The sequence below is a fragment of the Parviterribacter multiflagellatus genome, assembly GCF_056863265.1.
In genome coordinates, this window is sequence record NZ_JBXPIZ010000005.1 from 243,629 (window position 1) to 268,204 (window position 24,576).

The following is a 24,576-nucleotide window of genomic DNA, read 5'->3' on the forward strand; positions in this document are numbered from 1 at the left end:
CACACGACGTTCGCTGCGCCGCGCGGGTCATGCGCGCCAGCGGAACCTCCAGCAGTACCTGAGGCGAGGCGGCGCCGAATCTGACCTCAACGCCTGCCCCGCCCCAGTTCATTCACGAACTGCCAGTTGAGATTACTCGACTGGCTCCTCCGAAAGGAAGCATCTCATGCGTAAGCATGTTCTGGCCATCGCCACGGCTGCGATCGCGGTGTTCGGCGGCCTCACCTCGGCGGCTTCGGCCGACCAGCTGCAGTCGCAGGATCCGTCGACCCTCGCGTGGTCTGCGGTCGGCACCGGGACCTCCGGCGTGCTCAGCGGCTCGCTCGCGAGCAGCTCGGCCCTTCTGGAGACCGATCTGGGCAACGTGTCGTGCACCGTGTCGACCGTCGGCGGCAGCGTCACGGCCAACGGCGGCGTCGGCAACACCACGAACGTGACTGGTGGCATCACGAGCCTCACGTTCACGAGCTGCACCGACGACAGCTCGCTGTTCAACCTGCGGAACTGCACGAACGCGAGCAACCCGGTCATCGCGTACGCGTCGACGTCCACCCCGTTCGGTGTGACGGCGGACGCTGACGTCAGCCCTGACCTGTTCGCGCTGGCGAACATCAACGTCGACGTCTGCATCGACCCGGTCCTCGGTTCGAACGCCGACTGCAAGTACACCGGCACCGCCAACGGTTCGATCGTGGGTAGCCAGGTCATCTTCGACCTCGAGCCGGTCACTTCGACCACGGGCTTCCCGTGCCCGAGCAGCTCGACGTTCACCGCGACGTACAACGTCCGTCACGATCACGACAACAACGCCGGGACCGCCGGCCGCGTGGTGCGCCTCGTCGACTAAGTAGACCCTCGCAGCCGGCCTCACAAGGGGCCGCGAGATGGGCCTGGGCCCGCTCGACGATCGTCGAGCGGGCCCGTCGTCGTTCTTGGGTCGGGCCGGCGCTCGGGGCGGGGGTGCCGGCGCGCATACACTTGAAACCGGTTACTCAAACAACCCTCTCAACGCCTTGACAATGGAGCTGATCGTGTGTTTGTCTCGGTCGCGAGCTTCTTGATCACTCGAATCGCGCTGAGCTAACCGTGCGGCGCGTCGGGCCCAGTCGATCCTTGACGGGCCGGGGAGGGAGGGTCGGTCATGACGTAGCGGTTCGCAGGTCCCGTACTACCGACGTCCGCGCGACCAGTGCGCGCGCGGATCCGCAGGACCCCAGGCGAGGCGGCGCCGAATCTGACCTCAACGCCGGCCTCGCCCAGTTCACGAGAACTGCCAGCCAGAGGCCTGGCTGGCTTCCCGAAAGGAAGCATCTCATGCGAAAGCATGTCCTTGCCATCGCTGTCGTCGCGGTGACGGTGTTCGGTGGCGCGACGTCGGCCGCGTCGGCCGACGTCCTCGAGTCGTACAACACGGGGACGGCCACGTGGGCGACTGTCCCGACCGTTGCCCCCAACAACTGGCTGGTCGGCCAGCTCGCGTCGGGCTCGACCGCCCTGCTCGAGACCGACCTCGGCGACGTGACGTGCACGGTGTCCACGGTGCGCGGCCAGGTCACCGAGAACCCGGGTAACCCGGCTGCGGGCGCCGTCTTGGGCGTGGATGACGTCGAGGGCGGGATCACGCACCTCACGTTCACCAGCTGCAGCGACAACAGCGGGCTGTTCGACCTGCGCAACTGCACGGCCACGAGCGGGCCGGTCGTGGCCTACGCCTCGACGACGACGCCCTTCCCCGTGCGTGCCGATGCCGATCCGGCGGTCGACGTGTTCGCCCTGTCGGGCATCAACGTCGACGTCTGCATCGACCCGGTCCTCGGTTCGAACGCGAACTGCAAGTACACCGGGACGGCCAACGGCTCGATCACCAGCGCCACGGGCAACCCGCCCTCCACCCCCGCCAAGGTGATCTTCACCCAGGAGCCGGTCACGTCGACCACCGGGTTCCCGTGCCCGACCGCCTCGACGTTCACCGCCACGTACGACGTCAAGCATGACATCGACGCTGACGGCGTCTACGAGGCCAGCGACCGCCACCTGCGCCTCCTCAACTGAGCGCGCTGATCTCGCCCGTCTGAGGCCGACGTGAGAGCGGGGTCCGGTCGTCGATCGGCGACCGGACCCCGCAGTCGGGCGGAGGACACGCCATGCACAAGCACTTCGTTTCGGTCGCCGTCGCCATCGTCGCGCTCGGCAGCTCGACCCCGACCGCGTCGGCTGACGAGCTCGAGTCGTTCAACCCGTCCCCATCCCCGGGCGTATGGATGACCGTCCCGTCCACCGCGCCGAGCAACTGGTTGGTCGGCAAGCTCGCGTCCGGCTCGACCGCCCTGTTGGAGACGAACATCGGCGACGTCACCTGCACGGTCTCGACTGCGCGCGGCCAGGTCATCGAGAACCCGGGCAACCCGGCTGCCGGTCTGTTCGCAGTCGATGATGTCGAGGAGACGATCACCCACCTGTCGTTCACCAGCTGCACCGACAGCAGCTCGCTGTTCAACCTGCGTAACTGCACGGACAAGAACCAGCCGGTCGTGACCTACCCGTCGTTCCTGGTGCGCGCGGATGCGGACACGGCCGTCGACGTCTTCGGCCTGTCGAGCATCCACGTCGATGTCTGCATCGACCCGGTTCTCGGAATCGACAAGGACTGCAAGTACTCCGGGACGGCCAACGGCTCGATCGTCGGCAGCCAGGTGATCTTCGAGTTTGAACCGGTCACGACGACCACCGGGTTCCCGTGCCCGACGAGCTCGACGTTCACGGCGACGTATGACGTCAAGCACGACGTCGACGCCGATGGCCTCTACGAGGCCGGCGATCGCAACGTGCGGCTCACGAACTGATCGCGCTGCCGTCGCGCACATCCACCTCCCGACCACCATCAGCCAGCTCGCCTGCTGGCCTCTCGAAAGGTCCCACCATGCGTAAGCCTGTCCTTGCGATCGTCGTCGCGCTCCTCGTGGCCGGCGGTACGTCCTCGGCTGCGTCGGCCGACGTCCTCGAGTCGAGCGGCCCCAACGGGTGGTCTCCTGTCCCGACCGTTGCCCCTCACAACTCGCTGGTTGGCCAGCTCGCGTCGGGGGCGACCGCCCTGCTCGAGACCGACATCGGCAACGTCACCTGCACCGTTTCCAACGTCCGCGACCGGGTCGGCGAAAACCCGGGCGGCGCCGGTGGCGTCTCCTCCTCGGATGACGTCGAGGGGAGGACCACCCATCTCACGTTCACCAACTGCACCGACGACAGCTCGCTGTTCAACCTGCGGAACTGCACCGCCACGAGCGGGCCGGTCGTGACGTACCCGTCGTTCGGTTGGCGCATGGATGCCGACACGGACCCCGATACGTTCGCGCTCTCGGGCATCAACGTCGATGTCTGCATCGATCCGGTCCTCGGGTCGAACGCGGACTGCAAGTACACCGGGACGGCCAACGGCTCGATCGCTAGCGCCACGCCCAACCCCCCGACCTCGCCCTTCAAGGTGACCTTCGATCAGGAGCCGGTCACGTCGACCACCGGGTTCCCGTGCCCGAGCAGCTCGACGTTCACCGCGACGTACAACGTCAAGCACGACATCGACGCTGACGGCGTCTACGAGGCCAACGACCGCCACCTGCGGCTTCGCGACACCGACTAGATCGCGCTGACGCCGCCCTCCGGATCGCACGGTGCGGCTCCGCGACATCGACTGATCCTCTCACGATGTCGTGACCCCGACGGCTTGCCTATCGACGGGTAGGCAGATCGTCGGCGGTTCTCGCCTCGCGTCATGGCATCGGGCGGAACCTCCCACTGATCTTGCGTTTGACACCGGAGCCGCAAACGTGTTTCTTGACCCGTCAAGCCCGACTTCCGATGGAGACCGAAAAGACGCGTTGTCTTGCCGGTACGCGGTCGGCTCGGGATCTCTCGTTGGACGATCTAACGCGTCGTCCGAGATCGAAAGGGCACGCGTTGCACAAGAAGATCTTGATCGCGGTGACGGTGCTCGCCGGCTTCGCAGGAGGCGGCGCCACAGCTGCGGCCGACACGCTGCAGTACGACAACGGCGGAACGTGGACCGCGGTGCCGCAGGGCGGCACGTTGACGAGCTCGTTGAGCTCGGGGACGGACTTCCTCCTGGAGTCCGACTTCCTCGGCGACACGTCGTGCTCCGCGTCGACCTTGACCGGGAGGGTCGACGTCAACCCGGGCGCCCACGTGCTCGCCTCGGTCACGTCGATGACGTTCGGTGGCTGTTCGAACAACAGCGCCTTGCTCGAACTGCGACCTTGCGGTTCGGGGGACGAAGGGCTGGTTGCGCATGCCTCGCCGACGGCGCCGTTCGGGGTGGCCTTCGGCAGCAACCCGTCGCCCGATTCATTCGCGCTCTCGAACATCGACCTCGATCTCTGCATCGACCCGGTCCTTGGCACGAACGCGACGTGTACGTATGAGGGTGCAGTAGGCGGCAGCATCTATGGAAGCACGCTCAGCTTCACGGCCGAATCGATCATCTCCACAACCGGGTTCCCGTGCACGTCGGAGGACTGGCTGACGGCCGTGTACGTGCTCCGCTACAACGGAAGCCAGGTGCGCCTGGTCAGCTGAGGGTTGCTTCTGTCGACGCGCTTCGTTTGAGTCGCGAGGCCCGGTCGTCGGATCGAGCGGGCTCTGCGGCCGCTCCGGCGGCAGGGTCCCGACGGATTCAGAAACACGACCTTGACACGGTAATCAGTTGTGTGTTTAGTGCTCCGATGAGAGGAGAGGTCCGCGGGTCGCGGGGTCACCCTGGGGCGAGTCACTGAGGGCTTTCGCCAGGAGCACGCGCGAGCGGTCGTATCCCACCCGTACCGCGCGCCCGAACATCAGGCGCGCGCGAGAACCGACGAGGTAGGAGCACGATGCAGGAAGCACGTGGAGGTCACCCCTCCACCCTCCCATGGCGCGCGCGTCGCGCCGGGTGGTCAGCGGCAGCGCTGGCGCTGGGCACGGTCGCCTTTGCCGTAGCGCCGGCCGGGGCCAGCGCGCAGGGCCGCGGCTACGAACTGGTCTCGCCGGTGGAGAAGAACCTCGGCGACACCGTCCGCGTCTCGCGCCTCGCGAGCGACGGGGAGACCGTCGCGTTCGGGACCATGTCGCGGGACGGCGAGACGACAGGCATCTCGTTCACCAACTGGGTCGTCGCCCGGCGCACGGCGAACGGGTGGCTGAGGTCGGAGGCGAACCCGAAGAGCGTCCAGGCTTCGCACACGTCGAGCCCAACGCCGACCTTCCCGGCTGCTTGGTCGGCGGACTTCTCGAAGTGGGTCGCGAACACGCCAGTCCGGTTCAGCCTCGACGACCTCGACATCGTCCCAGACACCTACCTCGTCGATGCAGCGACCGGCGTAACGACGTTCCTGAGCCACAGCACGCTCCCGGATACCGGCGGGCAGTCGCTCTGGTCGGGTGGGACCGCGGATCTGTCGCTCAACGTGTTCGAGGTCCGGAACAGGGCGCTCCTCCCGGGCATGAACGCCACCGCGGTCTACCAGCGCGTCGGCGACACGCTCACCCCGGTCTCGATCCTTCCCGACGGCACGCCGATCAACGGGTCGTCCTCAGTTGCGACGGACCCCGGCGCCCGGTCGACGCTGGAGCCCAACGCCACCGTGTCGCTCCCCTACGGGGGCGCTCACGCCGTGTCCGACGACGGCTCCCGCATCTTCTGGGTCCAGGGTACGGGCGGGGTCACCGGCGGAGCGCTGTACGTCCGCATCAACGGCACGGAGACGAGGCCGCTCTCGGTCTCCAAGGCGGCGGGCGCGGACGACACCGTCTGGCCCGGGACGTTCATCGCGGCGACGCGCGACGGCCGCACGGCGTGGTTCCGGAGCTTCGAGCAGCTCACGGACGATGCCACCGTCGGTGGCGGCATCTACCGCATCAACGTCGACACCGGCGACCTGAAGTTCCTGACGCCTGAGACCGATCCGCCGGATCCGGGCAACCCGCAGGGGTCGCGGATCACCCGTGCGATCGCGTCGGACGACGGCTCGCGCCTCTACGTCATGGCGGATGGGATCCTCGCGGACGGCGCGACGGACAGCGCGAACAACGCGTACGTGATCACAGGCGATGAGGTTGAGTTCATCGCCACCGTCGACGGCGGCGACCGGTTCGTCCGGTCCACTCGGGACGGCCGCTATGCGCTGCTGTCCTCGGTGACCGCGCTCAACGGCGCAGACCCGAACGGCCACCGCGCGTTCTATCGCTACGACGCGGTTACGAAGTCCCTCGACTGCGTCTCGTGCCGCGCTGACGGGTCGCCCTCGCAGGGCGACGCCAACCTCGACGCGCAGCCGCCCGGGTCCGCGCTCGGACAGGACGTCACGACGCCGCGGAACCTCACCACCGATGGCGACGTGTTCTTCGCCACCGCGGATCGCCTCGTCCCCGAGGACCTCACGCCCGCAACGGACGTCTACGAGTTCGACGGCGAGACCGGCGACGTGTCTCTGTTGACGTCCGGACGCAGCGACTACGACAGCTACATGGGGGAGAACAGCGACGACGGTCGCGACGTCTTCGTCATGACGCGCGAGGCCATGGTGCCGAACGACACGGACGGCGGCCTCCTGGACCTGTACGACGTGCGGCGCGGTGGCGGGTTCCCCTACACGCCGCCTCCGCCTCCGCCGACATGCGCGGGTGAGGGGTGCCAGAACCCGGCGACCGCAGCGCCGTCGCTTCCGCAGCCTGGGAGCGCGCTCTCGTTCGGGCCGGGGAACATCGTCCCGGACGCTGACGAGGACACGGACTCCGGGGAACGGAGGTTCAAGCTCGCGACGCTGAAGGGCTCGACCATCGCAACCCAGCTCGCGCGGGGCCGGGTGATCAACGTGCCGGTCACGATCTGGGGCGGCGGCGAGGTCTCGGTCAAGCTCACCGGCCGTGTGCGCGGCCGGACGCGGACGCTCGGCTCGGCGAAGCGCACGATCCGCACGACGCGGAACGTGAAGGCGAACGTGTCGCTGAGGCTGTCGTCGTTCGGTCGGCGTGAGCTGCGCCGGGTCGGCCAGCTCAGCGCACGGCTGAGCGTTCAGGTCGAAGGCGTCGACGAGGCGCAGACCAAGTCCCTGACCCTGAAGGCGGTGACGAAGTGATCACCGCGAGCTTCCCGAACACAAGGATGGCATCGGTGATCGCCGACACCCGGAGCGGAAGGGCGCTCCGCCTCGCCGCGGCGGCCGCGGTCGCCCTGCTCGTCACCGTCGTGTGCCTGATCGGCGCGACGCCCGCGCGCGCGGACCTGGCGATCGACCAGTTCTCGACCACGTTCCACGATCCTGCGGGGAACCCCGTCACGCAGGCGGGAGCGCACTCGGAGTTCACGACGGACTTCGACTTCAGCACCGTCACGAACCCGCTCGGGGCGCTGCTGCCCTCGGAACAGCTCCGCGAGGCGGTCTTCGACCTGCCTGCGGGGCTCTATGGCAATCCTCAGGCGGTCCCGGCCTGCACGCCCGCGGACTACGGATCGCACTTCGGTGTCTGCCCGGTGTCGTCGCAGGTCGGCTACATGAAGCTGCAGTTCAACGCGCCGCCGGCACCCACGTTCGATCTGCCGGTGTTCAACATCGAGCCCCGTGAGAACGAGCTCGCGGCGTTCGCCACGGCCGTGTTCGGCGTGCCGGTGCACATCCGCATCAGCCTCCGCGAGGACTACCGGCTGCGAGCCACCATCACCAACGTCAACCAGGCGACGACGGTGTTCGGTGCGACGCTCACCCTCTGGGGCGTCCCGGCCGATCCGGTGCACACCCCGGAACGCAACAACCAGGAGCCGAGCACAGCGCCGCTGAGGCCGTTCATGGCGGCGCCGGCGAACTGCGAGGGGCCGCTCGTCACGACGATGCGCGTCCGCACCTGGCAGCAGCCGGACAAGTGGATCGAGCGGACGGCGGAGAGCCCTGCGCGAACCGGATGCGACAAGCTGAAGTTCGACGGTGACATGTCGTTCACGCCGGAGACGTCGCAGGCCGACGCTCCGTCCGGCTACCGCGTGAAGCTCGAGATCCCGCAGGAGGAGAGCATCAACGGTCTCGCGACGCCGCAGCTGCGCAAGACGACCGTGACGCTGCCTGAGGGCGTCTCGATCTCTCCGGGTTCGGCGAACGGCCTCGAGGCGTGCACGGACGGGCAGCTCGCGCTCAACAGCGAGGCCGATCCGTCCTGCTCGCTGGCTTCCAAGATCGGCGAGGTCAAGGTCACGACCCCGGTCCTCGAGGAGCCCCTCGAGGGTGACATCGTCGTCCGTTCGCCGGAGCCCGGGAACCTGTTCCGGATCGCGCTCATCGCGCGCGGCCCGGGCGTGGTGATCAAGCTCCCAGGCACGATCAACACCAACAAGACGACCGGCCAGATCACGGCCGTGTTCGACAACACGCCGCAACTGCCGTTCAGCGAGCTCGATCTCGTGTTCAAGGGTGGGCCGCGTGCCCCGCTCGCGAACCCGCGGACCTGTGGTGCGCAGACCGTCCAGTCTGAACTCGTGTCGTGGGGCGGTCAGACGGCGACGAGCACAAGCGGCTTCAACATCACCGGCTGCAACGGCGGCTTCGCGCCGACGTTCGAGGCCGGCACCGTGAACCCGCTCGCCGGCGCCTTCAGCCCCTTCACGATGACCATCCGGCGGCCCGACGGCCACCAGGACATCGCGGGGCTCGCGCTCGACATGCCGAACGGCCTGCTCGGCAGCATCCGCGGGATCCCGCAGTGTCCTGAGGCCCAGGCGGCCGCGGGCACCTGCGGTGAGGCCAGTCGGATCGGCACGACCACCGTCGAGGCGGGCCCGGGCTCCATGCCGTTCCCGCTCCAGGGCAAGGTGTTCCTGGGTGGCCCGTACAAGGGGGCGCCGTTCAGCCTGTCGGTCGCGGTCCACGCGCTCGCGGGCCCGTACGACCTCGGCATGGTCGTCGTGAGGGCGCCGATCTTCGTCGACGCCGCGAACGCGAAGCTCGCTGTGCCGTCGGATCCGCTGCCGACCATCCTCGAGGGCGTGCCGCTGCGGCTTCGGACCATCAACATCACGATGGACCGGCCCGGCTTCACGTTCAACGCCACGAACTGCACGCCGATGCAGATCGGGGCGCGGATCACCAGCACGGGCGGTGCCGTGGCGAGCCCGGCAGTGCCTTACCAGGCGCAAGGCTGCGCAGGCCTTCCGCTGAAGCCGAGTCTCGCCCTCACGCTCGAGGGCAAGAAGGAGACGACGGACGGCAAGCATCCGGGCATCCGTGCCACGCTCACGCAGGGTCGCGGGGAGTCTGGCCTCAAGAAGGTCGCGGTGAAGCTGCCGCTCAGCCTCGCCCTGGATCCGGACAACGCGCAGGCGCTGTGCAAGCCGGAGCAGGCGGCCGCTCGGGCGTGCCCGGCAGGTTCGATCATCGGTCGCGCGTCGGCGGTCACGCCGGCCCTGAACGAGCCGCTCACCGGTCCGATCTACTTCGTGGAGAACACGAGGCGGACGGCCAGCGGGAACATCCGGCGCACGTACCCGAAGCTGTGGCTCGCCCTGAAGGGTGAGGTGCCGCTCGACCTGTACGCGCAGTCGGACGTCGACGACGACCACCTGGTCACGACGTTCGACATGATCCCCGACGCGCCGATCAGCCGGTTCGATCTGTCGATCACGGGCGGCAAGAACGGCGTGATCGTGGCGAACACCGACATCTGCCAGAAGCGGCAGGTCACCGGCGTCACATTCGACGGCCAGAGCGGCAAGCGCGTGCGGTCCAACGTCCGCATGGAGCTCCCGTGCGGGTTCAAGGTGGCCAAGCGCACGGCTAAGGGGAGCAGCTACGAGCTGACCCTCAGCGGCCTGAAGGCGGGCAAGGTCACGGTCAGCGGCGACGGCATCGAGTCCGCGTCGCGGACCGTGAAGCGATCCTCTGTCGCGCGGATCATGGCGAGTCCGACCGACGAGACGCGGGCGGCGGTTCGCCGCAACGGCAAGGTCAGCCGGAAGGTCACGGTGACCTTCACGCCGAGCGGCTCGAAGAAGTCCCAGAAGACCACCACCACGCTCACCTTCCGGCGGTGAATGGGCCGCGCGGCCCGCGTGCCGTGGAGTAACGAACGACACGAAGGGCCCGCTCGAGCGGGCCCTTCGCCGTTGAGGATCATCTGCGGCCGCTACTCAGCGACTGTCAACCTCGGAGTAGGCGTCAGCAATCGTTGCGCCCCGCGAACGGCGCGCAGAAGATCTCGTCCAACCATGTCGCGCTGGGTCAGCAGGTCCGGCAGCTGCGTGTCGAGCGCGGCCTCAGCCAGAGAAGGCTCGGGCTTCGGATGGGCATGCACATGACGTACGTCGAGCGCGGCGAGAAGAACGTGTCGGCGACGAACCTCTTCAGGCTCGCCGTCCGCCTGGGCGTCCCGACGCGTGACCTGTTCGACACGCTCGAGCTAGACGCCGACGAGGCCATCGGCATGCCCGCAGCTGACGGCTGATCGCGGCGGCAGCCGGTCCGAGCAGCAGCGGGGGACACACCCAGTGACCTCTCGGTCGGCGCGACGGCGCGTTACTCCGCCACGATCTGCTCGTGCGGGCGCTGCCGGAGCTCCCGCCACCGCAGAACGACGAAGGGCGCCGGCGGATACTTCCGCCGGCGCCCTTGGCCGTGGGGTGCTGCGTGTCAGGCGCGGATCAGGGGGAGGGGACCGCGCTGACGGGTGGTGCGGCTCAGATGCCTACTTGCAGGCCACCGAGCTCGCGAACTTGGAGGAGCCGCCGGTCGAGAGGAAGGTCTCGACCTCGTACTCCCACTTCTTGGACGACGGGCAGCTCGTCGTGGCGAGCCAGTCGCCCTTGCCGGCGGTGATCGTCAGGTCGCGGAGCGCGATCGGCACGCCAGCGACGATCTGCAGGTTGCGCGGCACGGTGAGCTCGAGCTTGTAGGCCCACTTGCCGCTCATCTTCGTGATCTTGCCCGGGACCGGCGCCTGGACGCGCGCGGGGTTCTGCAGCACGGTGTAGAGGTAGACCATGTTCGCGCCGCCGTTGACCACGGTGATCTTCGGGCGGGTGATGTCCGTGTCCGCGAACGCGGTACCGGAGCCGGAGCCCATGATCGAGTCCTTCGGGCAGTCGTCCGGGCCGCCGCGCGAGAGCACGGCCTCGCTGCACTTCGGGTGCTTGCCGCCGTTGTAGAGCGAACCCTTCGGGAAGAGGACGACGCCCCGCTCGATGACGGGCTTCTCGACGTCACCGGGGGTGTCCCACTTGACGTTGACCTTCAGCTTCACAGCCTGCGGCTTCTTCTTCGTGCCGGCCTTGTTCGGCGTGACGGTGGCCTTGCCGGACATCGTCGTCGTCGGCGTCTGCGCGATCGCCGGGACCGCCAGCGCAGCAGCCGTCGCGATGCCCGCTGTCGCGGCCAGGACCTTTCGCATGTACAACCCTCTCCTCTTCGATGAGACGCGCGCCTACGGTAGTGGGAACGCGGCTCCGTTGCAAACGTGCGTGTACACGAACCCCGCTCTTGGCGCGAAGTTGCGGACTTACGTGTGTTCAGTTCGCAACCGCTCGCCCTCGCGCTTGGCGACCTCCACGCCGACGTACGGCAGGAGGGCCACCTCCACGAGGTCGGGGAGCAACGACGCCAGCTCCCGCTCGCTGCGCAGATGGCGGAAGACGGCATCGTACGCGCCGCCCACGATCGCCTCGGCGGTCAGCGTCGGCAGCAGCTCGTAGTGGGGGAGCGACTGCGCGCTCTCGTCGATGACGCGGGCGAACCCGTTCATCACCTCGGTCCGGCGCGCGGCCGCCGCCGGCCCCGCGGCCAACGCCTCGACGATGCACACCCGTGCCGGCCCGGGGAGCGCGGCGAGGTGGCCGATGAAGGCCGCGAAGCCCGCGACGATCCGCGGCTCGAACTCCTCCTCGCGGCCCATGGCCTCCTGCACGGCGGCGAACAGCCCCTTCGCCGCCGCGTCGTACGCCGCGAGGAACGCGTCGTGCTTGTTGTCGAAGATCTCGTAGAACGTGCGCCGGGAGACGCCGGCGCGCCGCACGATGTCCTCCACGTTGGCGCTGGCGTAGCCGAGCTCGGCCGCCGCGTCGATCGTCGCGTTGAGGATCCGCGCACGCTGGTTGCTCTGCACGAAGCCGCGCGAGAGCCCGTGCCGCCCGGAGGGCAGCTTGGGCTTCGGGCCATCGAACTCGAACGCTCCTGAGGTCGTCACGTGGACGCGACGATAAACGCACGAGTGTCCGACGGTCAACACAAACTGAACACAATTCCGGTTGCCCCCGAAAACAGTCCCGTATATGTTGCCGTCTCCGGCACCGCGCCCCCGGTGTCTCCGGAGAGAAGGGTCTGCTCCTGTCGTCAGCCTCCACACGCCCCGCCAGCCCGCGTGCCGCCGCGTCGTCGCGCCGTTCGCGACCGCCCCTGCGCTGGGCGGCGCTGCTGGCGCTCGGCGCGGCCGTCGTCGCACTGACCGTCGTCGTCCTGGGCAACGGCGGTCACGAGTACCGGATCCTCTTCAACTCGGCCGGTCAGCTCGTGCCGGGCGACATCGTACGCATCGGCGGCGCGCCCGCGGGCGAGGTGAAGACCGTTCGCCTCACCGACGACAACCAGGCCGAGATCCTGGTCACCATCGACGACGACCGGGCGCCGCTCCACGAGGGCACGACCGCGACGATCCGCTGGCAGGGCCTCGTCGGCGTCGCCAGCCGCTACATCGACCTCTCCCCCGCGCCGGACTTCCGACCCGAGCTGGAGGACGGTTCCACGCTGCGCGCCGACCGCAACCGCTCGATCGTCGAGGTCGACCAGCTCATCAACACGCTCGATCCCGACACGCGGAAGGGCCTGCAGGAGCTGATCTCCGGCTCGGGCGACTGGTACAAGGGCCGCGAGGAGGCCGCGAACCGGTCGGCGCAGTACTTCGGCCCGGCGCTGGAGCAGATGCGGAAAGTCAGCGCGGAGATCACCCGCGACGACCAGGTCTTCCAGGACTTCATCGTCGAGGCCGGCGACGCCCTGGGGGCGATCGCGGAGCGCGGCGAGGATCTGACGAGCGCGGTCGGCGCGGCGCGGCAGACGCAGCGGGCGCTGTCGTCCGACACGGAGTCGCTGAGGACGGCGCTCAACGAGCTGCCGCCGGCGCTGCGCGAGGGCAGCGACGCGATGGTCGAGCTGCGCCAGGCGCTCCCCGACCTCACGCGGCTCGTCGACGCGACCGGCAAGGGCACGAAGGACCTGACGCCCTTCCTGCAGGACCTGCGGCCGGTGCTGGAGGAGTCGGTGCCGGTGTTCGGCGGCCTGCGGCAGATCGTCGACGGCCCGGGCAAGGCGGACGACGCGCTCGACGCGCTGCAGGATCTGCCGACGATCGCCAAGCAGGCGAAGTCGGCGTTCCCGTCGTCGGAGAAGGCGCTGACCGACTCCGCCCCGATCTTCCAGTTCATCCGCCCGTACACGCCGGACCTGATGGCGTGGATCCGCTCGTTCGGCGGCGCGATGGCGCCCTACGACGCGAACGGCCACTACGCGCGGTCGGTCGCGGTCTTCGACGCCTTCCGCTTCGTCGAGGACGCCGACGGCGGGCGGCTCGAGCCCAAGCCGCCGGCGGAGCGCAACACCGGCGAGGGCCTGAGCACGGGCAACCTGCGGCGCTGCCCGGGCACCGGGACGCGGCTGCCGGCCGACGGCTCCGCGCCGTTCGTCGACAGCGGCGATCAGGCCAACGTCGACTGCGACCCCAAACAGACGATCGGGGGCACCCGGTGAGGCGGCTCGTCGGGGCGCTCGGCATCGTGGCAGCGATCGCGGTCGTCGGCTTCGCGCTGGGCGCGGGCGGCTCGGGCTCCGGTGTGGGCGGCGACGGCTACCTCGTCCGCGCGGTCTTCGACAACGCGAGCTTCCTGGTCGCCGGCGAGGACGTGAAGGTCTCCGGTGTCAAGGTCGGCGAGATCGTCGAGCTCGACGTCACCGAGGAGAACAAGGCGGCGGTCGTCCTGCGGATCGAGGACCCGGCGTTCCAGTCGTTCAAGCAGGACGCGCGGTGTCGCATCGCGCTGCAGTCGCTGATCGGCGAGCAGTTCGTCGAGTGCGAGCCGACGCAGGAGCGCGGCGAGGGCGTCGAGCCGGCGCCGGACCTGGAGCGGATCCCGGAGGGGCAGCGCGGCGAGGGCCAGCACCTGCTGCCGGTCTCGCGGACGACGACGCCGGTGAACGTCGACCTGCTCAACAACATCATGCGGCTGCCCCAGCGCGAGCGGTTCCGCATCATCATCAACGAGCTCGGCGCGGGCCTCGCGGGCAACGGCCAGGAGCTGAACGCGGCGATCAAGCGCGCGAGCCCGGCGCTCCAGGAGGCCGACGAGCTCGTCAAGACGCTCGCAGACCAGAACGAGATCCTCGGGCGGCTGGTCGACGCGTCCGACGAGGCGCTGGCGCCGCTGGCCGAGCGCCGGGAGGACCTCGGTGGCTTCATCCAGCACGCGGGCGAGACGGCGCGCGCGACCGCTGAGGAGGGCGCCGCGCTGGAGCAGAACTTCGAGAAGCTGCCGGCCTTCCTCGCCGAGCTGAAGCCGGCCGCGGAGCGGTTCGGGGCGCTGGCCGACCAGATGGGGCCGGCGATCGCGACGCTCGGCGCGAAGGCCGACACGATCAACGAGACCACGCAGCGGCTCGGGCCGCTGGCGGAGGCGGCGACGCCGGCGCTGAAGACGTTCGGCGAGACGGCGACGAAGGGCCGCCAGACGTTCCCGAAGCTCGATGGGCTGCTTGACGACCTCAACGCGCTGGCCAAGCCGCTGCGGCCCGCGGCGATCGACCTGGGGCGGCTGTCGAAGAGCCTGAACGACACGGATGCGGTCGAGCATCTGCTGCGGCTCCTCTACAACTACACCGGCGCTACCAACGGCCGGGATGCGCTCGGGCACTACATCAGGGCGGGGCTGCAGGCGGGGGCGTGCATCGATCGCACTTCTACGAGCGTTGGGGGCTGCCAGTCCACGTTCGACCAGACGGGCGAGACCCAGTCCGCACTAGAGGGTAAGGTCCAGGAACCGGCGGCCACGGCCGCGCGCGCCAGCCTCGCCGACTACCTGCTGGGTCAGGACGCCGAGCACCTCGGCGCGCTGCCGGGAGGCACGCGATGAGGCGCAACACCGGCTCGATCGCCGCCAACCCGATCCTGATCGGCGCCGCGACGACGCTCATCACGGTCGTCGCGGTCTTCCTCGCGTACAACGCGAACAGCGGGCTGCCGTTCGTCCCCAGCTACACGCTCGAGGCGCACATGCGCAACGCGTCCGGCCTCATCAAGGGCAACGAGGTGCGGATGGGCGGTGCGCGCATCGGCGCGGTCTCGAAGATCGAGCCGCTCGTGCGCGAGAACGGCGGCACGGGCGCGATCCTCACGCTCAAGCTCGAGCGCTCGATCGGCGAGCTGCCGCGGGACACGACGCTGCGCGTCCGGCCGCGCTCGCCGCTCGGGCTCAAGTACGTCGAGGTCACGCGCGGGCGCTCGTCCGAGACGTTCGCCGACCACGAGACGATCCCGCTCCAGCGCGCGAGCGACGTGCCGGTCGAGTTCGACGAGTTCTTCGGGATGTGGGACGAGCCGACCCGCGCAGGCTCGCAGGACAACCTCGGTGAGTTCGGCAACATCTTCGCCGGACGCGGGCGGGACCTGAACGACACCTTCCGGGGCCTGAAGCCGCTCGTCGACCACGCCGAGCCGGCGCTGAAGAACCTCAACGACCCACGGACGGAGTTCGACGACCTCTTCCCCGCGTTCGAGCAGTCCGCCACCGAGGTGGCGCCGGTCGCGGAGACCCAGGGGCCGATGTTCGGCCACCTCAACACGACCTTCAAGGCGCTGAGCGACGTCTCCGAGGACCTCAAGGCGACGATCGCGGGCGGCCCGCGCGCGCTCGACGTCGCGACGGAGGAGCTGCCCGCGCAGGCGAGCTTCGTGGAGGAGAGCACGGAGCTGTTCGCGGCGTTCCGCCCCGGCTTCCGCTCGCTGGCGGAGTCGTCGCCGGCCACGGCGCGCGCGTTCAAGGCCGGCGAGCCCGCGCTGCGCAAGGCGCCGGCGCTCAACAAGCGGCTCATCGACACGTTCGACGCGCTCGAGCGGTTCGCCGCCGACGGTCGGGTGAGCCCCGCGCTGGAGCGGCTGACCGGGACGCTGACCACCCTCGAGCCCACGCTCGCGTTCGTGACGCCGGCCCAGACGACGTGCAACTACGTGTCGCTGCTGCTGCGCAACGTCGGGAGTGCCCTGTCGGAGCACGATGTCATCGGCTCGCAGCTGACCGCGATGCCGATCTTCCCGCCGCAGCAGGCCGGGAGCGAGTCGGGTCCCGCGGCCTCCCCCGCCAACGGGCCCGACGGCGAGCCCCCGATGAACGATGACTCGTTCCTCCACTCCAATCCGTATCCGAACACGGCGGCGCCCGGTCAGGATCCCGAATGCGAGGCGGGCAACGAGAAGTACCTCGCGGACAAGCAGGTCATCGGCAACCAGCCCGGCAACCAGGGCACCTTCAGCGAGAAGACCTGGGAGGACGGCGAGTGAGGCGTCAGCGCGGCATGAACCCGGTGAAGGCCGGCGTGATCGCGCTGGTGCTGATCTCCATCGGCGTCTACCTGGGCTTCACGAAGTCGATCCCGGTCGGCAACCCGTACGAGATCCAGGCGGTCTTCGAGGACGCCAACATGGTCCAGAAGCGGTCGCCGGTCCGGATCGCGGGCGTCGACGTCGGCAAGGTCACGAAGGTCGAGCGCTACCGCGACACCGACATGGCGCTCGTGACGATGGAGCTGGAGGACGGCGGACGGCCGGTGCACAGGGACGCGCGCATGAAGGTGCGGCCGCGCCTGTTCCTCGAGGGCAACTTCTTCATCGAGCTGGAGCCGGGCTCCGCGCGCGGCGCCGAGCTCGACGACGGCGCGATGATCCCGGTCGCGCAGACGTCGGCGCCGGTGCAGCTCGACCAGGTGCTGTCGGCGCTCGACTCGGGCGTGCGCGGCGACCTCCAGGAGGCCGTGCAGGGCTTCGGCGAGGCGCTCGGATCGAAGCCGACGCCCGAGGAGGACGCCGAGCAGGATCCTGCGGTGCGTGGGCTCACCGGCGGTGAGGCGCTCAACCGGACACTGAAGACGAGCCCGCAGGCGCTGCGCGACACGGCGATCGTCTTCGAGGCGCTCCAGGGCCCGCAGCCGCACGACCTCTCGCGGACGATCCGCGGGTTCGCGCGGGCGACGAAGGCGCTCGCCGACCACGAGGGCGACCTGCGTGATCTCGTCACGAACTTCGACACGACGATGACGTCGTTCGCGAACAAGAGCGCCGAGCTGGAGCAGACGGTCAAGCTCCTCGGCCCCGCCTCGAAGAAGATTCGCCAGGGGCTCGACGAGCTCGACGAGGCGCTCCCCGCGACGCGGCGCTTCGCGCGCGAGCTGACGCCCGCGATGGAGGAGCTGCCGGCGACGATCGAGGCGGCCGGGCCCTGGCTCGAGCAGGCCAAGCCGCTGCTGAGCGAGGCCGAGCTCGGCGGGCTCCTCGACGATCTCGTCCCGGCTACGAAGGACCTCGCCGCGCTCGCGCAGGCCAGCCGCGAGTTCCTGCCGAAGATCGACCTCTTCAACCGCTGCGTCACCGACACGATCCTGCCGACCGGCAACGTCAAGGTCGACGACGGGTCGACGTCCGCGGGCGTCGAGAACTACAAGGAGTTCTGGTACGCGATGGTCGGCCAGGCGTCGGAGGGTCAGGGCTTCGATGGCAACGGCCCGTTCCTGCGGCTTGCCGCGGGCAGCGGCGCGAACAAGCTGATCACGGGCAACGTGGCATGGTCGAACGAGCCGTTCTTCACCAACGCTGGGCTGAAGCCGCTCGACACGCGGCCGGCGTGGCCGGCCAAGGAACCGCCGATGAACGCCTCGGTCCCGTGCCACAAGAGCGGCGTGCCGGACGTGAACGGGCCTGCCTCTCGTGGCGGCGCTGACGGCTCCGCGCCGCGCGCTCCCGCGCCGCCGATCGAGGACGGCGAGGGCGGCGGATGATCCGCGGTATCCGAAAGCAGCTCTCGGACCTGCTGTGGGTCATCGCGGTCGTGATCGTCGCGGTGATCGTCGGCGGCTACATCGTCGTGCACCAGCGGCTCACGTGGCCCGAGTGGTTCCCCGTCGTCGGCGAGGAGTTCTTCGACCTCGAGGCCGAGTTCCAGAACGTGTCCGGCGTGCTCCCCGGCCAGGGCCAGCAGGTGACGGTGTCCGGCGTCCACGTCGGCGAGATCGGCGGTGTGCACCTGGAGAACGGGGTCGCGGTCGCGACGCTGCGGATCAAGCCGAAGTTCGCCCGCGTGTACCCCGACGCGACCATGCTCCTGCGGCCGAAGACCGGCCTCAAGGACATGATCGTCGAGCTCGACCCCGGCACCAAAGCGAGCGGGCCGGAGCTGAAGGAGGGCGCACGGCTTTCGTCCGCGTCGACCGATCCGGACGTGAACCTCGACGAGATCCTGGCGTCGCTCGACGGCGATACCCGCGACTACCTGACGCTGCTCGTCGACGACGGCGCGCAGGCGCTCGGCGACGGCAACGGGCGCGAGCTGGCGTCGACGTTCCGCCGCTTCGAGCCGCTCTCGCGCCACGCGGCGAAGGCGTCCAAGCTCGTCGCCCAGCGGCGCGGCAAGCTCGAGCGGCTGATGGGCAACCTCTCCAAGCTCTCGGTCGAGCTGGGCGAGCGTGACCGGCAGCTCGGGCAGTTCGTCAACGCGTCGAGCGACGTGTTCCGCCACTTCGCCGCGCAGAACGCGAACCTGGAGGCGACGCTGGAGCGCTTCCCGCCGGCGCTAGAGGCGACCGACGAGGCGCTCGGCAAGGTCGCCAAGCTCGGCGCGACGCTCAACACCGCACTCGACGACCTGGAGCCGACCGCGAAGGCGCTTGCGCCGACGCTCCGCCAGGTGCGGCCGTTCCTTGAGGAGACCGCGCCGGTGCTGGAGGACGACCTACGGCCGTTCGCCCGCGAGGTGCAGGACGAGGTCGCGAAGGTCCGCCCGGCGGCCGAGGCGACGGCGCGCGCGACCCCGGAGCTGACGGAGTTCACCACGTTCTTCAACCGCTTCTTCGACACCCTCGCGTACGACCCGCCCGGCGAAGGCAAGGGCAACGAGGGCTACCTCTTCTACCTGCCCTGGGCGAACCACAACACGAACTCGATGATGGCGTCGCAGGACGGCGTCGGCGCTCTGCGTCGCACGATGCTCCTGATGTCGTGCGGCCCGCTCAAGCTGCTGGAGTCGCAGGCGAACTCCGGTCGTAACCCTCAGCTCCAGGCGTTGATCCAGCTGTTGTCCGCGCCGAGCCACGCCGAGATGTGCGGGTCTCAGGGAGCGTCGAAGTGATCAAGACCGTCCCCACTGCCGCGCGCCTGGCGACGATGATCATCTTCGCGCTGTCGAGCTTCGGTGCGCTGCTCTACCTGTGGATGGCGTTCGGCGGCGGTGTGCCGTTCAAGCCCGACGGCTACCGCGTCAACGTCCTCTTCCCCGAGGCGACGCAGCTCGCCGAGCAGTCCGACGTGCGCATCTCCGGCGTCTCGGTCGGCAAGGTCGTCGAGATCGAACCCGGCGTCCGCAACCGGACGAGAGCCACGCTGGAGCTGGACGAGCAGTATGCGCCGTTGCCCGCGGACAGCAGAGCGATCCTGCGGCTCAAGTCGCTGCTGGGCGAGACGTTCGTGGAACTGACCCCCGGCGATCGCAACGGGCGCAAGCTCACCGAGGGCGGCGAGCTGGCGACCACCGCGGTCTCGTCAACGGTCGAGCTCGACGAAGTGCTGCGGACGTTCGACGCGTCCACGCGCAAGAGCTTCCAGGACTGGATGCAGGCCTCGGCGCGCGCGCTCGACGGGCGCGGCGCGGACGTCAACCAGGCGTTCGGGCAGCTTCCAGGCTGGGTCGAGGAGACCACCGACCTGACGCGGACGCTTGACGCGCAGGACGCGGCGGTGCGCAAGGTCGTCGCGGCGACGGGTGACGTGTTCGACGCGATCTCCCAGCGCGAGGGCGACCTCGCTGGGCTCATCACCGAGACCGAGCGGCTGTTCTCCGTCACATCCGATCGCAACCGCGAGCTGCAGCAGCTGTTCCGCCAGCTGCCCCGGTTCGAGCGCGAGAGCTCAAAGACGCTGCCGCTCCTGACGGCGTTTGGCGAGCGCGCGGAGCCGGTGGTCAAGCAGCTCCAGCCCGTCGCCGCCGAGTTCGAGCCGACGTTCAAGGCGGTCGAGGACCTCGCGCCGGAGTTCGAGGGCTTCTTCACGAAGCTCGGCCCGACGGTCGACGCGTCGGCGCAGGGCCTGCCGGCGTTCAACCAGGTCCTGGCCGACTTCCCACCGCTGCTCGACCGCTTCCATCCGTTCCTGCGCAACCTCAACCCGATGCTCGGCTACATCGGCCAGCACCGGCGCGAGCTCACCGCATTCCTCGGCAACGCGGTCGGCGCGTCGCAGGCCTACAACCTTCCCAACGTGTACGCCGGCAACGTGCAAGGCCCGGTCCACTACCTTCGCGCGTCCCAGGTGCTTTCGCCCGAGGCTCTGGCCTACCAGTCGCGCCCCTTCGGGTCGTCGCGCCAGAACGCTTATCCCGCACCCGGTCAGCTCGACCAGCTCTCCTCCGGCCTCACGTCGCTCTCCACGGCCCCGTGCACGAACAGCACGCCGGCGCCGCCGGCGACTGCCATCCCCGAGACACTCACGCCGCTCCTCACGTCGAACGCCTTCCGCACCACCGGCCGCGACGTCGCGCGCCCCGCGTGCAAGGAGCAGGGACCCTACCCCGGCTTCGGCACGATCTTCCCGCATCTCCGCGCGGACAAGTAGACCGAACTGACGGTGCCTCCCTGTCCTCGGCGGGCGGCAGAGGTGGACATCCGTGGCACGCCATCCGCTCGTCAGTGCGCTCACCGGCTCACGCGAGAACGCAACCACATGTGAGGTAGGCTTGCAGGGTCTTAACCGCGCGAGCGGGATCAGGCCGGCGGGAGCCCACGCGTCGCGCAGTGGCCGCAGGCAGCCCGCTCTCTGGAAGCCCATGCGAGGGTCACAGTCGGCACCTGCTGTTTCGTCGCTGCGGCTCCGAGGCATATAACGCCGGGCGGCTGCGCGACCGACGCGAAGGTCGCGGGAGGCGACCGCGCGACGCGACCGGTATGACTTCAGCTTCACCGGGCTGCCCGTGCGACCGGCGGGACGCGACGGCACCGCGCAGAAACGAGCAGATGCGATCGGGCGCGGGAGCGTGCCGCAGTTCCGAGCCCGATGCGCTCACGGAACCCGTGGTAACGCGGGAACCCCGGTTCTGCGGCCGTGCAAGACGTCCCAGTCTCGTCGCTCGCCCGCGGCCGCGGTGCGACCGCGCCGCGGCATGCCTTCCACGCAAGAGCGCCGGACGAAGGCGATCGGATCCGGGGTTCGTGCCCAGATGAGTGAGCGCTTGGCTCGACTGTGGGCCGGCCCAGATGGCCGGCCCACAGCTCAAGCGAACTGCCTTAGCGCCCCGCGAACAGAGGGATCGGCGCGCCTGCCGACCGTGAGGTTGCTGCCTCCCCGGACGCGCTCAGGCTGAGCGACGCCAGGTTGGTGCCGGCGATCGCGTAGACGCCGTCGGACACATTCGCCCGAACCTTCGCGCCTGAGCGCGTTGTGGCCGTCACGACCTCAACCCCAGCGGGCGCAACGCCATACACCTTTGACCTCACGGTGTGCCCCGGGGCGGGGAGCGGCGAGGTGCGCGACTTCTGGTTGGGCTCGATCAGCTCGAGCGTGAGAGAGCCGGCCTTGGCCCCGGCCAGTGACTGGCACGCTCCAGACTCCTCGGTGATGAGGCACACGCTGTCCCGGCCGGGGATCAGATGCCACGTCGAGCCGTCGCCCGTCGGGGAGGCAATCGGCCTCGCGAGATCTGGGTTCGGTGCGTATCGGTCCGCGATCACGGGGACGCTTGAGAACCTCCTCGCCCAAGCTGATGTCGTCTCGGGAGCCGGCTCCCTGAGGACCGGGAATGCGCTGAGCTGCTCCGCGGACGCGGACGCAGGGCCGCCCGGCACGCTCGCCGAGTCTGCGCTGCTGCTGGCGGTGACGGCGACCGCCGACGTTGCGGCGAGAGCGAGTGCGACGGTGGTGATGCGCCTGAACGAGGACATGATGTGGGTACCTCCGGTCACGCGAAGAACGAGTCGGCGATCATGTACGTCGAGGGGTAGTACGACCCCGCGCCGGTACCAGCCCAAGGCGCACGGATGTACGCCGGGTTGTACTGGTGGGCCGCACCGCCGGCTCCGCAAACCACCGATCCTGCCCAGGTGCCGGACGCCGTGTCCCAGGCCGCGACACACGTCTGGGCGTCGTCCCAGCCGTACCAGGGGCCACTCACGTTGACGCTCAGCAGCTGACCGGGAGCGAACACTCCACCCGTACCGAGCCAGTCCGGGCCCCAGTACCTCATCTGGCCCCCAGCGTGCGAGACCGAAGGAATGGCTGCGAAGCAAAGCACCGCCGCTGCGAGCGCGATGAGGCTTCGTCGAACGACTGACATGTGGCTCCCTTCGATGGAGTTGTCATGCAGCGAACGCATGACACGATCAGCACAATGCAAACCGTGGGTAGATCTCATTAAGTAAGGAAACCTATGTCAATAGCGGAGCGCATTGAGTAGTGGTTCGGGCGCTAAACCTCCACATAGTTGTACACGTCTAAGTGTCCAGTCGTCACGCGGTTCCGAAGAGCCCGAGAACGGCCACGCCGACATCCGGCCTAGCGACAGGGCGTGAGCGAGCGGCGGCGAGGGTGGCCGCGACGTTGCCGTGCTGCGCGACGGCGGCGCTTCACCGGATCACATCACCGCGGCCACGAGGCTTGTCCAGCCGCGTTCGTGACCGTGAGGGTGGCGCCGCCACGCGACCCGCGCGGACGCGGCGGGCAGGCGCGCGCTGACCCGTGTCCGCACGACCACTCGCGCGTCGCCGGGCCACACCACGACCAGCCTGGCGCCCGAGTCTCCGCGAGCTACAGCTGCTGGATCTGGAAGAGCGAGGTCGTGCCGGGGCGGCCGGAGGGGAGGCCCGCGGTGATCCCGACGCGGTCGCCGGGCTTGCACCAGCCGAGCTCGAGGACGCGGCGGGCGGACTCGGCGATCAGGGTCTCCGTGACCTCGTGGCGGCGCATCGAGCTCGCCTTGACGCCCCACATGAGCTGGCAGCGGCGGACGGTCTCGCGACCCGGACTCAACACGTAGATCGGGACGTCGGGGCGGTGGGCGCTCACGAGCCGGGCGGACCGGCCGCTCAAGGTCGGGACGACCAGCGCCGCCAGGCCGAGCTCGCGGGCCGCGCGGCAGGCGTTGTAGGCGACGGTGTAGCCGGGGTCGCGCTCGTCGCGGCGGACGCGGGTCTCGATCCACCGCTCCGTCGGCATGATCTTCTCGGTCTGGCGGGCGACGGCGGCCATCATCGACACGGCGCCGACGGGGTGGGCGCCGACGGCGGTCTCCTGGGAGAGCATCACCGCGTCGGTGCCGTCGAGGATCGCGTTCGCGACGTCGGCGACCTCCGCGCGGGTGGGGCGCGAGGAGGTCACCATCGACTCGAGCATCTGCGTCGCGGTGATCGCGGGGCGCGCGTACTCGCCGGCCAGCGCCAGCAGCCGTTTCTGGGCGACCGGCACCTCCTCGATCGGCAGCTCGATCCCGAGATCCCCGCGCGCGACCATGATGCAGTCGCTCACCTTGAGGATCTCGTGCGCGCGCTCCAGCGCCTGCGGCTTCTCGAACTTCGCGATGAGCGGCGCGCGCGTGTGCTCGCGCAGCACCGTGATGTCCTCCGGCCGCCGCACGAACGACACCGCGACCATGTCGACGCCCATCTTCACGCCGGCCTGCAGGTGCTCGAAGTCCTCCTCCGGCACCGCGGGCAGCGCGGCGGTCTCGCCCGGCAGGTTCACGCCCTGGCGCGACGCGACGGAGCCGCCGATCTCCACCCGCGCGTCGATCTCCCCCTCGCCCGCGCGCACCGCCTGCGTCCGCAGCCGCACGGTGCCGTCGGCGAGGTAGAGCACCTCGCCCTCGTCGACGGTCTCCGCCAGCCCGGCCCAGGAGATCGACATGTTGTGCGCGTTGCCGATGTGGTCGCCGTCCGGCCCGCACTGGAACGTCACCACGTCGCCGGGCTTCAGCTCCGCCCGCCCGTCGGCGAGCTGCCCGATCCGCAGCTTCGGCCCGGGCAGGTCCTGGAGGATCGCGACGGGGCGGCCCGCGCGGCCCGCGGCCTCGCGGATCCACTCGGCGGTCTCGGCGTGCTGCTCATGCGTGCCGTGGCTGAAGTTCAGGCGGGCGACGTCCATGCCGGCCTTGATCAGCTCGACGAGGACCTCGCGGTCCCGGGAGGCAGGGCCGATGGTCGCCACGATCTTGGTGCGCCGCACCAGTCGAAGGTACCCCGTCGCCGCGGAACCCGGCGTGAACGCTTAAGCAACTGCGCCCCGGAGGACCTGTTCGGTCCGCCGGGGCGCACTTGCAGCGGT

General features: G+C 69.5%; 17 protein-coding genes. 14 read left to right on the plus strand and 3 right to left on the minus strand.

All coding sequences use genetic code 11. The features are described 5' to 3' along the window. The first annotated feature begins 166 nt into the window (after positions 1 to 166). The 8 genes from AC1UE5_RS12745 (at position 167) to AC1UE5_RS12780 (ending at position 10,476) form a co-directional block, all read left to right on the plus strand. On the plus strand, positions 167 to 847 hold the full coding sequence (locus AC1UE5_RS12745; RefSeq protein WP_482923842.1) for a hypothetical protein: 681 nt from the start codon (positions 167 to 169) through the stop codon (positions 845 to 847). 467 nt (positions 848 to 1,314) lie between these two features. Continuing rightward, positions 1,315 to 2,052, plus strand: coding sequence for a hypothetical protein (locus AC1UE5_RS12750; RefSeq protein WP_482923844.1), 738 nt, complete (start codon positions 1,315 to 1,317; stop codon positions 2,050 to 2,052). A 92-nt stretch (positions 2,053 to 2,144) separates the two neighbouring features. Next, entirely contained in the window at positions 2,145 to 2,843 is a 699-nt protein-coding gene (locus tag AC1UE5_RS12755) for a hypothetical protein (RefSeq protein ID WP_482923847.1), read from the plus strand. 77 nt (positions 2,844 to 2,920) lie between these two features. Next, the gene (locus tag AC1UE5_RS12760; protein ID WP_482923849.1) at positions 2,921 to 3,637 is read left to right on the plus strand and encodes a hypothetical protein; all 717 of its coding nucleotides are present in this window, start codon (positions 2,921 to 2,923) and stop codon (positions 3,635 to 3,637) included. A 317-nt stretch (positions 3,638 to 3,954) separates the two neighbouring features. Further along, the gene (locus AC1UE5_RS12765; protein ID WP_482923852.1) at positions 3,955 to 4,590 is read left to right on the plus strand and encodes a hypothetical protein; all 636 of its coding nucleotides are present in this window, start codon (positions 3,955 to 3,957) and stop codon (positions 4,588 to 4,590) included. Between the two features lie 449 nt (positions 4,591 to 5,039). Further along, entirely contained in the window at positions 5,040 to 7,127 is a 2,088-nt protein-coding gene (locus AC1UE5_RS12770; RefSeq protein WP_482923855.1) for a hypothetical protein, read from the plus strand. 35 nt (positions 7,128 to 7,162) lie between these two features. After that, positions 7,163 to 10,066: a carbon-nitrogen hydrolase family protein gene (locus AC1UE5_RS12775; RefSeq protein ID WP_482923857.1), complete on the plus strand. Its 2,904-nt coding sequence runs from the start codon at positions 7,163 to 7,165 to the stop codon at positions 10,064 to 10,066. A gap of 134 nt (positions 10,067 to 10,200) precedes the next feature. Next, complete coding sequence (locus tag AC1UE5_RS12780) at positions 10,201 to 10,476, plus strand: helix-turn-helix domain-containing protein (RefSeq protein WP_482923860.1); 276 nt, start codon at positions 10,201 to 10,203, stop codon at positions 10,474 to 10,476. A 240-nt stretch (positions 10,477 to 10,716) separates the two neighbouring features. Here AC1UE5_RS12780 and AC1UE5_RS12785 read toward each other — a convergent pair whose 3' ends face one another. After that, positions 10,717 to 11,418 (minus strand): hypothetical protein, encoded by a 702-nt coding sequence (locus AC1UE5_RS12785; protein ID WP_482923863.1) that lies wholly within the window; start codon positions 11,416 to 11,418, stop codon positions 10,717 to 10,719. A 108-nt stretch (positions 11,419 to 11,526) separates the two neighbouring features. Then, positions 11,527 to 12,210, minus strand: coding sequence for a TetR/AcrR family transcriptional regulator (locus tag AC1UE5_RS12790; RefSeq protein WP_482923865.1), 684 nt, complete (start codon positions 12,208 to 12,210; stop codon positions 11,527 to 11,529). A 269-nt stretch (positions 12,211 to 12,479) separates the two neighbouring features. Between AC1UE5_RS12790 and AC1UE5_RS12795 the strand changes: the two genes are divergently transcribed. Genes AC1UE5_RS12795 through AC1UE5_RS12820 form a run of 6 tightly spaced genes read left to right on the plus strand, consistent with a single transcriptional unit; the run spans position 12,480 to position 20,880 of the window. Continuing rightward, positions 12,480 to 13,766 (plus strand): MlaD family protein, encoded by a 1,287-nt coding sequence (locus AC1UE5_RS12795; protein WP_482924245.1) that lies wholly within the window; start codon positions 12,480 to 12,482, stop codon positions 13,764 to 13,766. After that, positions 13,763 to 15,142, plus strand: coding sequence for an MlaD family protein (locus tag AC1UE5_RS12800; RefSeq protein ID WP_482923867.1), 1,380 nt, complete (start codon positions 13,763 to 13,765; stop codon positions 15,140 to 15,142). The genes AC1UE5_RS12795 and AC1UE5_RS12800 overlap by 4 nt, the downstream gene beginning before the upstream one ends. Beyond that, complete coding sequence (locus AC1UE5_RS12805) at positions 15,139 to 16,566, plus strand: MlaD family protein (RefSeq protein ID WP_482923869.1); 1,428 nt, start codon at positions 15,139 to 15,141, stop codon at positions 16,564 to 16,566. The genes AC1UE5_RS12800 and AC1UE5_RS12805 overlap by 4 nt, the downstream gene beginning before the upstream one ends. Further along, on the plus strand, positions 16,563 to 18,056 hold the full coding sequence (locus tag AC1UE5_RS12810) for an MlaD family protein (protein WP_482923871.1): 1,494 nt from the start codon (positions 16,563 to 16,565) through the stop codon (positions 18,054 to 18,056). Before AC1UE5_RS12805 ends, AC1UE5_RS12810 begins: the two co-directional genes overlap by 4 nt. Next, entirely contained in the window at positions 18,053 to 19,402 is a 1,350-nt protein-coding gene (locus tag AC1UE5_RS12815) for an MlaD family protein (protein WP_482923873.1), read from the plus strand. Before AC1UE5_RS12810 ends, AC1UE5_RS12815 begins: the two co-directional genes overlap by 4 nt. Next, positions 19,399 to 20,880 carry an MlaD family protein gene (locus AC1UE5_RS12820; protein WP_482923875.1) on the plus strand — a complete coding sequence of 494 codons (1,482 nt, stop codon included), beginning with the start codon at positions 19,399 to 19,401 and terminating at the stop codon, positions 20,878 to 20,880. The genes AC1UE5_RS12815 and AC1UE5_RS12820 overlap by 4 nt, the downstream gene beginning before the upstream one ends. A 2,184-nt stretch (positions 20,881 to 23,064) precedes the next feature. Here AC1UE5_RS12820 and pyk read toward each other — a convergent pair. Next, complete coding sequence (gene pyk, locus AC1UE5_RS12825; RefSeq protein WP_482923877.1) at positions 23,065 to 24,477, minus strand: pyruvate kinase; 1,413 nt, start codon at positions 24,475 to 24,477, stop codon at positions 23,065 to 23,067. Positions 24,478 to 24,576: the final 99 nt, after the last annotated feature.

Coding starts and splice junctions, on each gene's coding strand:
- AC1UE5_RS12745 (WP_482923842.1), top strand. CDS start 167: ATGCGTAAGCATGTTCTGGCCATCGCCACGGCTGCGATCGCGGTGTTC.
- AC1UE5_RS12750 (WP_482923844.1), top strand. CDS start 1,315: ATGCGAAAGCATGTCCTTGCCATCGCTGTCGTCGCGGTGACGGTGTTC.
- AC1UE5_RS12755 (WP_482923847.1), top strand. CDS start 2,145: ATGCACAAGCACTTCGTTTCGGTCGCCGTCGCCATCGTCGCGCTCGGC.
- AC1UE5_RS12760 (WP_482923849.1), top strand. CDS start 2,921: ATGCGTAAGCCTGTCCTTGCGATCGTCGTCGCGCTCCTCGTGGCCGGC.
- AC1UE5_RS12785 (WP_482923863.1), bottom strand. CDS start 11,418: ATGCGAAAGGTCCTGGCCGCGACAGCGGGCATCGCGACGGCTGCTGCG.
- AC1UE5_RS12805 (WP_482923869.1), top strand. CDS start 15,139: ATGAGGCGCAACACCGGCTCGATCGCCGCCAACCCGATCCTGATCGGC.
- AC1UE5_RS12815 (WP_482923873.1), top strand. CDS start 18,053: ATGATCCGCGGTATCCGAAAGCAGCTCTCGGACCTGCTGTGGGTCATC.